The 12,610-nt window shown below is 72.9% G+C and carries 10 protein-coding genes and 2 pseudogenes; 5 read left to right on the forward strand and 7 right to left on the reverse strand.

The genetic code is table 11. The annotated features are described in order from the left end of the window. Nucleotides 1-16: 16 nt before the first annotated feature. Nucleotides 17-1,241: pseudogene (locus K4G64_RS34890) on the forward strand (VWA-like domain-containing protein). A gap of 31 nt (nt 1,242-1,272) precedes the next feature. On the opposite strand, the gene K4G64_RS34895 reads toward K4G64_RS34890, so the two are convergent. Continuing rightward, entirely contained in the window at nt 1,273-1,791 is a 519-nt protein-coding gene (locus K4G64_RS34895) for a hypothetical protein (RefSeq protein WP_221759910.1), read from the reverse strand. A 153-nt stretch (nt 1,792-1,944) separates the two neighbouring features. Between K4G64_RS34895 and K4G64_RS34900 the strand changes: the two genes are divergently transcribed. Then, a complete protein-coding gene (locus K4G64_RS34900; RefSeq protein WP_221759911.1) occupies nt 1,945-3,288 on the forward strand; it encodes a BTAD domain-containing putative transcriptional regulator in 1,344 nt (447 codons plus the stop codon). A 157-nt stretch (nt 3,289-3,445) separates the two neighbouring features. Here K4G64_RS34900 and pip read toward each other — a convergent pair whose 3' ends face one another. Then, nucleotides 3,446-4,408 (reverse strand): prolyl aminopeptidase, encoded by a 963-nt coding sequence (pip, locus tag K4G64_RS34905; RefSeq protein ID WP_221759912.1) that lies wholly within the window; start codon nt 4,406-4,408, stop codon nt 3,446-3,448. Nucleotides 4,409-4,588: 180 nt separating this feature from the next. Here pip and K4G64_RS34910 point away from each other — a divergent pair. Beyond that, a pseudogene (locus tag K4G64_RS34910) lies at nt 4,589-4,711 on the forward strand (DUF4440 domain-containing protein); the annotation flags it as partial. A gap of 122 nt (nt 4,712-4,833) precedes the next feature. On the opposite strand, the gene K4G64_RS34915 reads toward K4G64_RS34910, so the two are convergent. Continuing rightward, the gene (locus K4G64_RS34915; protein ID WP_221759913.1) at nt 4,834-6,888 is read right to left on the reverse strand and encodes a glycoside hydrolase; all 2,055 of its coding nucleotides are present in this window, start codon (nt 6,886-6,888) and stop codon (nt 4,834-4,836) included. A gap of 324 nt (nt 6,889-7,212) precedes the next feature. On the opposite strand from K4G64_RS34915, the gene K4G64_RS34920 reads away from it, so the two are divergent. Next, on the forward strand, nt 7,213-8,205 hold the full coding sequence (locus K4G64_RS34920) for a LacI family DNA-binding transcriptional regulator (protein WP_221759916.1): 993 nt from the start codon (nt 7,213-7,215) through the stop codon (nt 8,203-8,205). Nucleotides 8,206-8,321: 116 nt separating this feature from the next. Next, a complete protein-coding gene (locus tag K4G64_RS40775; protein WP_260461400.1) occupies nt 8,322-8,450 on the forward strand; it encodes a hypothetical protein in 129 nt (42 codons plus the stop codon). A gap of 24 nt (nt 8,451-8,474) precedes the next feature. On the opposite strand, the gene K4G64_RS34925 is transcribed toward K4G64_RS40775, so the two are convergent. The 4 genes from K4G64_RS34925 to K4G64_RS34940 all read right to left on the reverse strand — a co-directional run bounded on the left by K4G64_RS34925 (nt 8,475) and on the right by K4G64_RS34940 (nt 12,496). Further along, nucleotides 8,475-9,923 (reverse strand): DEAD/DEAH box helicase, encoded by a 1,449-nt coding sequence (locus tag K4G64_RS34925; RefSeq protein WP_221759914.1) that lies wholly within the window; start codon nt 9,921-9,923, stop codon nt 8,475-8,477. Nucleotides 9,924-10,074: 151 nt separating this feature from the next. Continuing rightward, nucleotides 10,075-10,278, reverse strand: coding sequence for a cold-shock protein (locus tag K4G64_RS34930; protein ID WP_003991681.1), 204 nt, complete (start codon nt 10,276-10,278; stop codon nt 10,075-10,077). A 289-nt stretch (nt 10,279-10,567) separates the two neighbouring features. Beyond that, nucleotides 10,568-11,746: a serine hydrolase gene (locus K4G64_RS34935; RefSeq protein WP_221759915.1), complete on the reverse strand. Its 1,179-nt coding sequence runs from the start codon at nt 11,744-11,746 to the stop codon at nt 10,568-10,570. Between the two features lie 96 nt (nt 11,747-11,842). Beyond that, entirely contained in the window at nt 11,843-12,496 is a 654-nt protein-coding gene (locus K4G64_RS34940) for a response regulator transcription factor (protein WP_221759917.1), read from the reverse strand. Between the last annotated feature and the right edge of the window lie 114 nt (nt 12,497-12,610).

Here is a 12,610-nt window from a genome sequence, read left to right on the forward strand (position 1 = left end):
CCCCGGGGCCGCCCCCATGCCCCTCGACCGGGACAAGCTCTTCACCGCCCGCCTGCACGCCGCCCGCGTCCGCCCCTACCTCGCGACGGCCCTCTTCGCCCTGCACGTCGTCGAGTCGCGGCGCGTGCCGACGATGGGCGTCGACCGGTACTGGCGGTGCTACGTCTCGCCGGGCTTCGTGGACCGCACGCCGATCGAGGAACTGGCGGGCGTGTGGGTGCACGAGGTGTCGCACCTGCTGCGCGACCACCACGGCCGCAGCGACCGGGTCGCGAAGGAGCGGGGCCTGCACGGCCCGGCGGAGCGCCTGCGGATGAACATCGCCGCCGACTTCGAGATCAACGACGACGTCTACGGCGACGGCCTGGCCCGCCCGGCGGGAGTCGTGGAGCCGGATGATCTCGGCCTGCGCGAAGGCGAGTTGATGGAGGAGTACCTGCGCCAGTTCAGCCTGGGCCCGCGGGCGCAGGACCTGGCCTGGCTGGACTGCGGCAGCGGCGCCGACGGACGGGACCGGGAGTGGGAACTGGGCCCGGACGGCGCGCACGGCCTGAGCGAGCGGGAGCGGGACGCGGTCCGTTTCCGGGTCGCGCAGGGCATCACCGGCCGCCCCGGGCATGCCCCGCAGGGCTGGCGACGCTGGGCCGAGGAGGCCTTCCACCCGCCCCAGCCGTGGCGGCAGCTACTGGGCGCGGCGGTCCGCTCGGCGGCGTCCGCCCCCGGCGCGGGCGAGGACTACACCTACGGCCGGCCCGCCCGCCGCTCCACCGCCCTGCCCGGCACGGTCCTGCCGAGCCTGCGCCGCCGACCGCCCCGCGTGTCCGTCGTCATCGACACCTCCGGCTCGGTCAGCGACGCCGAACTGGGCAGCGCGCTCCTGGAGGTCGCCGCGATCGCCCGTGCCGTCGGCGGCCGCCGCGACCTGGTCACCGTCGTCCCCTGCGACGCCTCGGCGGGGGTCGCCCGCCGTCTGTGCCGCGCCGAGGGCATCCCGCTCACGGGCGGCGGCGGCACGGACCTGCGCGCCGGCTTCACCCGCGCCCTGCGCACCCGCCCGGCCCCCGACGTCATCGTCGCCCTCACCGACGGCCAGACCCCCTGGCCGGCCACGAGACCCCCCCTGCCGCACGGTGGTGGGCCTGTTCCCCCGCCACGTAGAGAACCACGCCTTCGACGAGTCCAACCCGGAGTACGTCCCGGACTCACCCCCGGCGTGGGCGAGAGTGGTGGACATCGGCTGAACGGCCGTCGGCGCGGGGTGTTCGGCTCGGGTCAGTCGATGCGGGCGCACAGGTCGTCGGTCGTCCCGTGGACGAGGCGCACGTCCTTGAACCCGTCGGCACGGATGTCCATCGTGAAGATGCCGTCGACGACGTACAGACCGCGCGGCAGACTGCCCAGGCCCGCCCCGACACCGACCAGCACCGGCCCGCGCACCGCCCAGAACTGCGAGCCGTCGCGCCGGTGTTCGACGACGGCCGAGCCGCTCACGTCGGCGTCGTGGGAAGCGCCGGTCGCGGTGTTCGTGACGCGTACGACGAGATCGCCCCGATACGCCACCCGCCGCACGGAACCGTCGGGGTGGGTGCTCAGCACCCGCTGCTCGACCTCGTCGACGACGGGCTCGCCGTGGACGGGGAAGTCGCACCGCACGCCGGCACCGACATCCCACGGCGCGGAGGGAGCGGGCTCCCAGCCGGGAGCGGCCTGCTGAGTCGCGGCGGAGGCGGGCTGTGTGCCGAGGAGTACGGCCGCAAGTGCCAGGGCGGGGGCGAGGAGAGTTCGGTGCATGACTGTCCCTGTCTGGAGGTGCATGACTGTCCCTGTCCGGAAGGGCGGAAGGAAGGTGCGCCGAAGTCTCTCCGCCGCCTCTGACCAAAGCCTCACCACGCCCGGCCCGGCCCGGCCCGGACCTGCGCCGCACGGCTACGCTGCCGGGCAGTCATGGATTTCCAGCTGCTCGGTCCGTTCGCCGCCCGGCACGAGGGGCGGTCCGTGCTGTCCGGCAGCCGCCGTCAGGAGCGGTGCCTGCTGGCGGTCCTGCTGCTGCACGCGGGCCACGCCGTCCCGACCGGACGCCTCATCGACCTCCTGTGGGACGACGACCCGCCCGCCTCGGCCCGCGCCACCGTCCACACCTACGTCGGCCGGCTCCGCGCCGCGCTCCGGCCCTACGGGGTGGCCGTCGAGACGCGGCACGACGGCTACGCCGTGGAAGCGGGCCCGCACCGGATCGACGCGCAGGAGTTCACCGGGCTCGTCGGGCAGGCGGCCGACGCGCGTGACCCGGTGGAGCGGATCGGCCACTACGACCGTGCCCTCGCGCTCTGGCGCGGTCCGCTGCTCGCGGACGTGGCCGACGACCGGCTGCGGGCACGCCTGGGCGCCCGGCTCGCCGAACTGCGGCTGTCGGCGGTGGAGCAACGGGCCTTGGCCCAGCTCGACATGGGTCTGCACGAGCGGGTCGTGGCGGATCTGACACCGTCGCTCCAGGAGCACCCGACCCGCGAACGGCTGGTCGCCGCGCAGATGACCGCCCTGCACCGCATGGGCCGCCGTGCCGAAGCGCTCCGGTTGTACGGCCGTACGCGCGCGCTCCTCGCGGACGAGCTCGGGATCGAGCCGGGACGCGAACTGCACACCCTGCACGAGCGGATGCTCAGCGACGACCCCCGGCTGGACCGGCCGCCCGGGCCCGTCTACGCGGTCCGGGTCGACGACCAGTGGCTGCCCTGGACCACGAGCGGGCACCCGGCGCTGGAGTTCTGCAACACCTACGCGGGGTGGGGCGGGAACGGGCTGCCCGGGTCGGAGTGGCTGCCCGGTTACGCCACGTTCGCCGTGTGGGCGGGGCACGTCGACCTGATCGAGGAGCGGCAGACCGCCCGGCTGCGGGAACAGGCCCTGCGCCGGCCGGACGAGGCCGCCGCCGCTCTCGAGGAGGCCCGGCGGTTCCGTACGGACCTGTACGCGTGTCTGACCGACCCGCAGGACGGCCGGGCCTTCAAGGCGGTCGCCGGGGTGGTGGAGGAGGCAGCGCGAGGCTCGGTCCTCACCCGGGGCGAGGACGGCCTGGCCCGCTGGCGGCCGTCCCCCGCGGCAGGCCTGCGGCTGCCTCTCCACGCGGTGGCCCGCCCGGCGGGCGAACTGCTCACCGACCCGCGACGCTTCACGGTCCGCAGCTGCCCCGGCCGCGACTGCGGGTGGCTGTTCCTCGACGAGAGCGGGCGGCGGAGGTGGTGCAGCCTGGGGACGTGCGGGGCGGGGCGGACCTCGGGCGCCTGCTGACGGCGGACCACAACCGGCGGACCGGCCTCTACGCCTCTGCGCCCCGGCACCTCACCGGCCGTCTCCACGCACCTGAGCCTCAGCACCGCTGCACCTCACCGGCCGTCTCCACGCGCCTGAGCCTCCGTGCCCCCGCACCCCTGCGCGTCCTCGCCCGTCACGCCCCCCGGAACCGGTCCGTGGCCGCCACCACCGCCGCCGTCGTGGAGCCCCCGGACAACCCGTGCCCCTCGTCCCCGATCAGTACGAGTTCCGCGTCCCGCCACACCTGAGCCAGCCGCCACGCGACGTCCACCGGCCCGCTGATGTCCATCCGGCCGTGGATCATCACGCCCGGGATGCCGGCCAGCCTCCCGGCGTCGCGCAGCAGTGCCCCGTCGTCCAGGAAGGCGGCGTGCCGCCAGTAGTGCGTGACGAGGCGGGCGAAGCGCATCCGGAAGAGCGGGTCGTCGTAGCGTGGGTCGGGCCGGTGCCCCGGCCCGGTGGAGACGTGCACGTCCTCCCATCGGCACCACTCCCGCGCGGCCCGCTCCCGTACGGCCGGATCGGGGTCGGCGAGCATCCGGGCGTAGGCGTCCACCAGGCTCCCGTCGCGTTCGGACTCCGGTACGGCGTCCCGGAACCGGGCCCACTCGGCGGGGAAGATCCGCCCCATGTCCCGGGTGACCCACTCCACCTCGCGCCGCGTGGTGTTGGTGACGCTGAACAGGACCAGCTCGGCCACGGAACCGGGATGCTGCTCGGCGTAGGCCAGCGCGAGGGTCACGCCCCAGGAGCCGCCGAGGAGCAGCCACTTCTCGATGCCGAGGTGCTGTCGCAATCGCTCGGCGTCGGCGATGAGATGGTGCGTGGTGTTCGCGGCGAGCGAGGTCCGCGGATCGGCGGCGTCGGGCGTGCTCCGCCCGCACCCGCGCTGGTCGAGGAGCACGATGCGGTACGCCGCCGGGTCGAACAGCCGCCGCCAGAACGGCTCCGCCCCCGACCCCGGTCCGCCGTGCAGCACGAGGGCGGGCTTGCCGGCGGGATTGCCGCAGGTCTCCCAGTACACGCGGTTGCCGTCGCCGACGTCGAGCATGCCGTGCGCGTACGGCTCGATGCCGGCGGGATAGAGCTCGGGCATGCGGGAGGTCCTCTCCGAAGCGGTGACGGGGGCGGATCGAGTCCCGGACGGCCGCGCCTACTTGATCGCGGTCCAGCCCGCCGGGGTCACCTTGCAATGGTCCCCGTCGTCGGCGTCCATCCGCGAACTCACGTGCACCTGCACGTAGTCCTGCTCCAGTTGGCACCGGAAGCCAACTCTTCCCTCACTTCCACCCCGCCGAAGGACGGGACGGGGGCGCGGGCGCAGGTGGTGCGCAGGCAGGCGGACGGGAGCTGGCTGCGGATCATCGACCAGCCGGAGTTCACCCCGCCGGCCCGGTGACAGAGGCCCGCTGAAGAGGACCGGCTGGAAGAGAGACTGACGCAACAGGGCCGCCCCCGCCGGCCACCGGGATCCGATGACGGGCGGGGGCGCCCGGGTGAAGCCGCGCGGTGCGCGCAGCGTCAGCCGCCCGCCACCTCCGTGACCTTCCACCGCTGGTTGGCTCCGGAGTTCGGCTGCCAGACGCCCACGGAGGCACCGTCGTTCGTGGACTGGCCGCCGACATCGGGGAGTTGGCCGGTCGCCGCGTTCACGAGCGTCCACGAACCGTCACCGGTGGAGGACGCGATCCACTGCGCGGCGGCGTCGCGGCGGCCCTCGTCGGGTTCGGCGACCAGGGCGCCGTCACGGACGGCCAGGCGCTTGTCCGCGCCGGTCTCGGTGAGGACGTAGCGCTTGCGGTTGTCCTCGCCACGGATCTGCTCCACCCGCCACTGCTGCCCGCTGGGGTCGGCCGTGTTCGGGGTCCTGATGACCAGGCCCGTGCCGTTGCCTGCGAGGGTGAGGTCCTTGCCGCTCTGGACGCCGGTCAGGCGGTAGGTGTGGCCCTTGCGCAGCTCGGCCGCGTCCTTCGCGACCCCCGAGACGCCCTTGACCAGGAAGGACGTCACCGACTGCGCGGGCACCGAGAGGGTGGCCTGCTTGCCGGTGACGCGGACGGCCTTGTGCTTCTCCAGCTTGCCGTCGGCGCTGGTCACCACCGGGGTGACCGTGGCGCGGGAGGAGACCCGGCCGAACTTGGAGAGGTCGAGGGTGACGTCCCGCGCCTCGGTCGTGCTGTTGACGTGGACGACGGTCGCCGCGTCGCCCGTGCGGGAGACCGCCGCGGTGCTGGAGGTGTCGTTCGTCTTGATCAGACGGTCGCCGGGCTTGATGTAGTGCGTGAAGTTGCGGGCCGTGTCGAACTTCGTGTTGGTGTAGATCGGGCAGGACGTCAGGGTGTCCTTCGAGGTGCAGCTGAACGGGAGCTGGATCTCGCCCCAGTTGCCGCCCTTGGCGGACTCGCCGCCCGGCTTCATGTTGCCGTAGTCCTCGACGGGCTGCCAGAACACCCAGGCCTTGGGCTCGAGTTCGCGCAGGTCGTCCACCATGCGCTGGGCGAGACCCAGGCCGGGCCGCATGTCCGTGAAGCTCTGGCCGTCGCCCCAGTCGCCCTCGACCTCGCTCATCCACAGCGGCTTGTCGGCGGCCTTGGCCAGGTCGCGGACGGTGGTGCGCTGCCCGGTGCCGTAGGTGTGGACGTTCATCTGGCCGACGAGGTCGCGCACCTCCTGCGGGTAGGAGTTCCAGTTGGTCGCGAAGGTGCCGGGGTTGGTCTCGTCCATCGCGGATATCTCCGCGTCCGACCGGGACTTCTTCAGGACGGGGGCCAGTGCGCGGATCACCTTCTGCTGGAGCTCGGGGCCGATGTGGGCGCCCTCCTGGCGTCCGCCGGTCGGCTCGCCGTCCGGGCCGAGTTTGGTGCCCCAGTAGTCGGTGTTCGGCTCGTTGAACGGGTCGAGGGTGTCGACCTTGATGCCGTGCGCCTTCTCCAGGCGTTCGGTCGCGCCGACCAGGTACTTGGCGAAGTCGTCGACCGACCCCGGCTTCAGCTGGTCCTTGCCGGCGTCGAAGTTGCCGGAGACGTAGCCGCTCTCGGTCATGAACCAGGGCGGGGAGTTGCTGAAGGTCTCCCAGTGGGTGATGTCCTTCTTGATGCGGTCGACCCACCAGCGCTGGGTCTTGTCGGCGTGCTTGTTCCAGTCGCCGGGTTCGTCGGCGTCCCACCAGTCGACGTCCTCGCGGGTGGTGCCCGCCGGGGCCTTCCACCAGCCCTCGACCGCGCCGCCGGCCCGCAGGTAGTCCTTGACGTCGGGGGCGTTGCCGCCGCCGATGTTGTAGCGGGCGATGTTCAGGTTCAGACCGTCGTCGCCGAAGAGGAGCTTGTAGAGCTTCTCGCGGACGGCGGGCGGATAGTCGCCGGTGGCGTTGGCGAACCAGACCAGGCTGGTGCCCCAGCCCTCGAACTCGTCGCCCGAGTAGGAGGGGTCGGGCCGGACGGCGACCCCGGCGGCCGCGGCCAGGGCAGGCTCGGCGTGCGCGGCGGGCAGGATCGTCGTGGCCAGGAGGGTTCCGGTCGCCACGGCGGTGACGCCGATGGCCCCGAGGAGCCTTCTCTTACGGGTGCGGTGTGCCATCTCGAGTACTCCAGCTCTTCTGCGTGCCACGCGGTGACGAGGGCTTCCGGCGGACGCGGAGATCGGGGCCTACGTGGTGCGACTGGTGCGGATTCAGCGCCTTCTCGTACGATTTCGACTCGGCAATGTTTACGTAAACATCCACTGGCGGGATGTCTACACTGTCCGAATCTCAGGGGTCAAGGACTCGTTCCGGACCGAAAATTGCGCCGGGTGCGCGGCGAGGGGAACGAGGGGCAGGTGGGCACCGTGGACGGCGAGAGCCAGCCGGGGGGCGCGAGCCGTACGAGAAGGCGCGCGGCCCGGCCCCGCCAGGGCGCGTCCATGGCGGACGTCGCGCAGCTCGCGGGGGTCTCGTCCCAGACCGTCTCCCGCGTCTCGAACGGCTTCCCGGGCGTCACCGAGGACACCCGCGCGCAGGTCATGGCCGCCATGCGGGAGCTGGGCTACCGCCCCAACAGCGCGGCCCGGGCGCTGCGCCGGGGCGAGTTCCGCACCCTCGGCGTGATCACCTTCTCCCTCTCGACCATGGGCAACATCCGCACCCTGGAGGCCATCGCCACCTCCGCCGCCGAGCACGGGTACGCCGTCACTCTGCTGCCCGTGGCCGTACCCACCCAGGACGAGGTGAACGGCGCCTTCTCCCGGCTGGGCGAGCTCGCCGTGGACGCCGTCATCGTCATCATGGAGATCCACCTGCTCGACGCGGCGACGGTGTCCCTCCCGCTCGGCGTGCAGGTCGTGGTGGCCGATTCCGACGCCGGCGACCGCTACACCGTCGTGGACACCGACCAGGCGGGCGGCGCCCGGGACGCCGTGCGGCATCTGCTGGACCTCGGCCACGACACGGTCTGGCACCTGGCCGGGCCGGAGGGCTCCTTCGCCGCCCAGCGCCGCGCCAACGCCTGGCGCGACACGCTGAGAGCCGCGGGCCGGGTGACGCCGCCCCTGGTTCGCGGCGACTGGTCGGCCGAATCCGGCTACCGGGCGGGCCTTCGGCTGGCCGACGACCCCGACTGCACGGCCGTGTTCACGGCCAACGACCAGATGGCCCTCGGCCTGCTGCGCGCCCTGCACGAACGCGGCCGCCGCGTCCCCGACGACGTCAGCGTCATCGGCTTCGACGACATCCCCGAGTCCGCGTCCTTCCTCCCGCCCCTCACCACGATCCACCAGGACTTCGCCGAGGTGGGACGGCTGTGCGTGGAGGGGGTGCTCAGCAAGATGCGGGAGGGCGGGGCGGAGCACGGGACGACGCTGGTGCCCACGCGGTTGGTGCGGCGGGCGAGCACGGCGGCGCCGGGACGGGGACGGTGAGGCGCCGAGGGGCCTTCTAGCGGCGGCGGACGAGAAGACCGCCCGGGAACGGGAACGGGGCCGGGAACCGGAACGGGGCCGGGAACCGGAACAGGACTGGCCGGTCACGGCCCCGCTTGACGGGAAAACTGCCCGATCGCCCCCTGGCCCCGCTCTTCACCGGCCCCGCCACGGCCCCGGACGGCTCCCTGCTCCTGTCGTCGGTCGGGGAGGGCACGGTGCTGCGGCCGGCGCTGAAGCCGTAGGGCCCGGGGGCCCAGGGCCGGGGTTCAGCGGCGGCGGCCCCGGGACGGCCTGCTCCGCCGCCCGTTGGAGGCGGAACCCGTGCGCGCCGGAGGCTTCTCGGCGGGCGGCGGGGTGAGGACGACGGGCACGCCCGACGGCTCCTGCGCCCCGGTGATGCGGCTCAGTTCGTCCTCGTCCGAGCGGACCCGGGTGATCTGCGGGGTGATCCCGGCGTCGGACATCAGCCGGGTCATCTCCCGCCGCTGGTGGGGCAGGACCAGCGTGACGACGGTGCCGGACTCGCCGGCCCGGGCGGTGCGGCCGCCGCGGTGCAGGTAGTCCTTGTGGTCGCCGGGCGGGTCCACGTTGACGACGAGGTCGAGGTTGTCGACGTGGATGCCGCGGGCGGCGACGTTGGTGGCCACCAGGACCGTGACCTGACCGTCCTTGAAACGGGCCAGGGTCTTGGTCCGCTGCGACTGGGACTTGCCGCCGTGCAGGGCCATGGCGCGCACCCCGACGGCGAGCAGCTTCTTGGCCAGCCGGTCGGCGGCGTGCTTGGTGTCCAGGAACATGATCACGCGTCCGTCGCGGGCGGCGATCCGGGTCGTGGTGGCGTGCTTGTCGTCGTCCTCCACGTGCAGCAGGTGGTGCTCCATCGTGGTGACCGCGCCCGCCGACGGGTCGACGGAGTGGACGACCGGGTCGTGCAGGTAGGTGCGGACCAGCCGGTCGACGTTGCGGTCCAGGGTCGCAGAGAACAGCATCCGCTGGCCGCCGGGGCGCACCTGGTCGAGCAGGGCGGTCACCTGGGGCATGAAGCCCATGTCGGTCATCTGGTCGGCCTCGTCGAGGACCGTGATGTCGACCTGGTCCAGGCGGCAGTCGCCTCGGTCTATGAGGTCCTTGAGGCGCCCGGGCGTGGCGACGAGGACCTCGGCGCCGGTGCGCAGCGCGTTCGCCTGCCGGCCGATCGGCAGGCCGCCGACCACCGTGGTGAGCCGCAGCCGCAGCGCGCGGGCGAACGGGGTGAGGGCGTCGGTGACCTGCTGGGCCAGCTCGCGGGTGGGCACCAGCACGAGGGCGAGCGGCTGCCGGGACTCGGCCCGCCGTCCGTCGACGCGGGCCAGCAGCGCGAGCCCGAAGGCGAGCGTCTTGCCGGAGCCGGTGCGGCCGCGGCCGAGCACGTCCCGGCCGGCCAGGGAGTTCGGCAGGGTCGCCGCCTGGATCGGGAACGGCGCGGTCAGGCCCTCGGAGCGCAGTGCGGCCAGCAGCCGCTCGGGCAGGTCGAGCTCGTCGAACGCCTCGACGGCCGGCAGCGCCGGGGTGAGCGTGGCGGGCGGTGCGAATTCCTGGCTGGGAGCGGGGCGGCGCCCGCCCCGGCCGCCGCCCGCCGGACGGGAGGCGGAGCCTGCGCCGCCCGACTTACGGGAGCGGGACCCGTTGCCGCGGGAGTGGGGGGAGCCGTTGCTCCTGCGAGCCGTGCGGTCCATGGAGAACCTTCCTCGAAGCGGCACGCGTCGAGGAATGCGCGACGGCAGGGGAGTGCCGCGGGATTCACAAGATTTGAGCCGGATGGAAACAAAACGAGCCGAGGCCCGCACCGCGAGGGTGCGGGCCCCGGTCAGGGCATGCGCGTACGCGTCAGGCGGGAACGATGTTCTCGGCCTGCGGGCCCTTCTGGCCCTGCGTGACGTCGAAGGTGACCTTCTGGCCTTCCTGGAGCTCACGGAAGCCAGAGGTGGCGATGTTCGAGTAGTGGGCGAAGACGTCCGGGCCGCCACCCTCCTGCTCGATGAAGCCGAAGCCCTTTTCCGAGTTGAACCACTTCACGGTGCCGGTAGCCATATGAATCTCCCTTGAGGGCAGTACTCAGGACCCGCACCTTGCGGGCCCGTAGTCGCCGAAATGATCACCCTAAGGAGATCCGAGAATCCTCGGAAACAAAAAAGAGTGCTCGTGTCGACAAAGGTCGAAAGAGCACTCGAAGTCTCTGGGAACCAAAACTGCAACGCCGACCAAGGTAGCACAGGCGGCTTCCGATGGCTCGGGAATCTCGTACCCGAGGTGGCGCAGCCCCTCCGTAGGTACTGCGTGTACGGACCACGCCCCCGGTGACGTGAGCGGGCGGGGCCTACTACGGCCTGCCGTAGGCCGCCACCATGATCTTCTCGGCGGTCCGGTTCATGCCCTGGCCCTTGGCGTCGGTGGAGTTGACGCTGTAGACGAGAGTGCGCGAGCCGTCGCGGGTGGAGGCGATGGCGGCGTTGTACCCCCAGCGCCCGCCCGTCTTGCCCCAGACCTCGCGCCCGCCCAGCACCTTCATGGACAGCCCGACGGAGTAGGCGGCCGGCTTCCCGGTCTGGAAGTCGGTCACCTCGGGCAGCGTGAACATCTCCTCCAGCAGCGGCCCGCGCACGACCCGCCCCCGGAACAGGGCGCGGGTGAACCTCTCCAGGTCCGCGGTGGTCGAGACGATGTCCCCGGCCGCCCAGCCCTCCGTCGTCCCCCACACGGTGACGTCCCGCAGACCCGTCGTGCCGTCGTCGAGCCGCATCGTCTGGTAGCCGTGGTTGTGCGGTCCGGTGATGCGCGGGTTCGTCCCCGGGAAGGATGTGTCCCGCAGTCCCAGCGGCCCGAGCACCCGCCGGGCGACCTGACGCTCGTAGGAGTCGTGGGTGACGCGCTCGACGATCAGGCCGGCGATGGTGTAGCCGATGTTGAGGTAGTGCTGCCGCTCGCCCGGCGCGAACTCGGGCTTCTTCGACACCGCCGAGCGGACCATGTCCCGCGGGTCGTGGACGAGGAAGCGGTTGGCGTACCACTCCTCGACGGTGGTGCCGGGGAAGTCCGCCGCGGGGATGCCGTGTGTGTGGTCGAGGAGCTGCCGGACGGTGACGCCCTCGTACGGCGCCGGGATCAGGTCCGGCAGGTAGGAGCGGGCGCTGCGGTCCAGGTCCAGGCGTCCCTCCTCGGCCAGTTGCAGGGCGACCGCGGCGGTGAAGACCTTGGTGACGGACCCGGCGCGGAAGCGGGCGGCGGGATCGGCGGGCCGTCCGGTGCGCAGGTCGTGGACGCCCGAACTGCCGTGCCAGGTACCCTCCTTGCCGCCGACCCGCACGAGGGCGGCGGTGGCGTCGGCGCCGGGGAGCCCGGCGATGGCGGCTTCGAGGGCGGCGTTCGGGGACTGCCCGGTGGTGGACTGCGCGGCCGTCGGCGCGGCCGGGGCGGAGGCTGCGGCCGGGAGTACGGACGGCCCCGCGGTGATGCCCGCGACGAGCAGGGCGGCGGTCAGCAGAGCGGTACGGCTCGTCATAGGGAACTCCGTTGAGAGGGAGGTGTGTGGTGTGACGTCCTCATCCTCCGGGGCCGAGCCGCCGTGCGGATCGCCCCCGCCGGTGGTCTCGCGGGGTCACTTCCTCGCCGGTGCGGGGGAGGACCCGTTCCGGTCGGCTCCCCCGGGCGGGGGATCCCCAGCGGCGACGAGGCCGGTCTCGTAGGCGCAGATCACGGCCTGGATCCGGTCCCTGAGGCCCAGCTTCGCGAGCACGTTGCCGACGTGCGTCTTGACGGTGTGGTCGCTGACCACCAGCTCGGCGGCGATCTCGGCGTTCGACAGGCCTCGCGCGAGCAGCAGCAGCGTCTCGCGCTCCCGGGCGGTCAGGACGTCCAGCCGGGGGTCGGGCCGGCGGGGCCGGGTGGCGGGCCGGGTGTACTGCTCCACCAGACGCCGGGCGACGGAGGGGGCGAGCAGCGAGTCGCCCCGGGCGACGACCCGTACGGCGTGCGCGAGGTCGTCCCGGCGGACGTCCTTGAGCAGGAAGCCGCTCGCGCCCGCGTGCAGCGCCTCGTACACGTACTCGTCGGAGTCGAAGGTCGTCAGCATCACCGTCCGGCAGTCGCCCGCGGCGCTGATCGCCCGGCAGGCCTCGATGCCGTCCACGCGGGGCATCCGGATGTCGAGCAGCGCCACATCGGGCGCGTGCCGCCGCACCGCCTCGACGGCCTCTCCGCCGTCGCCCGCCTCGGCGACGACCTCGATGTCCGGCTGCACGTCCAGGATCATCGCGAAGCCGCTGCGCACGAGTTCCTGGTCGTCGGCGAGGTCGGTGAGGTGAGCGCGCGACGATGAGCGTGGTCACCGCCGCCGCGCGGGAACTCGTGCGCAGCGGCTTCGCGA

This window comes from Streptomyces sp. WAC04114 (genome assembly GCF_019733245.1).
Classification (GTDB): Bacteria; Actinomycetota; Actinomycetes; order Streptomycetales; family Streptomycetaceae; genus Streptomyces; species Streptomyces massasporeus_A.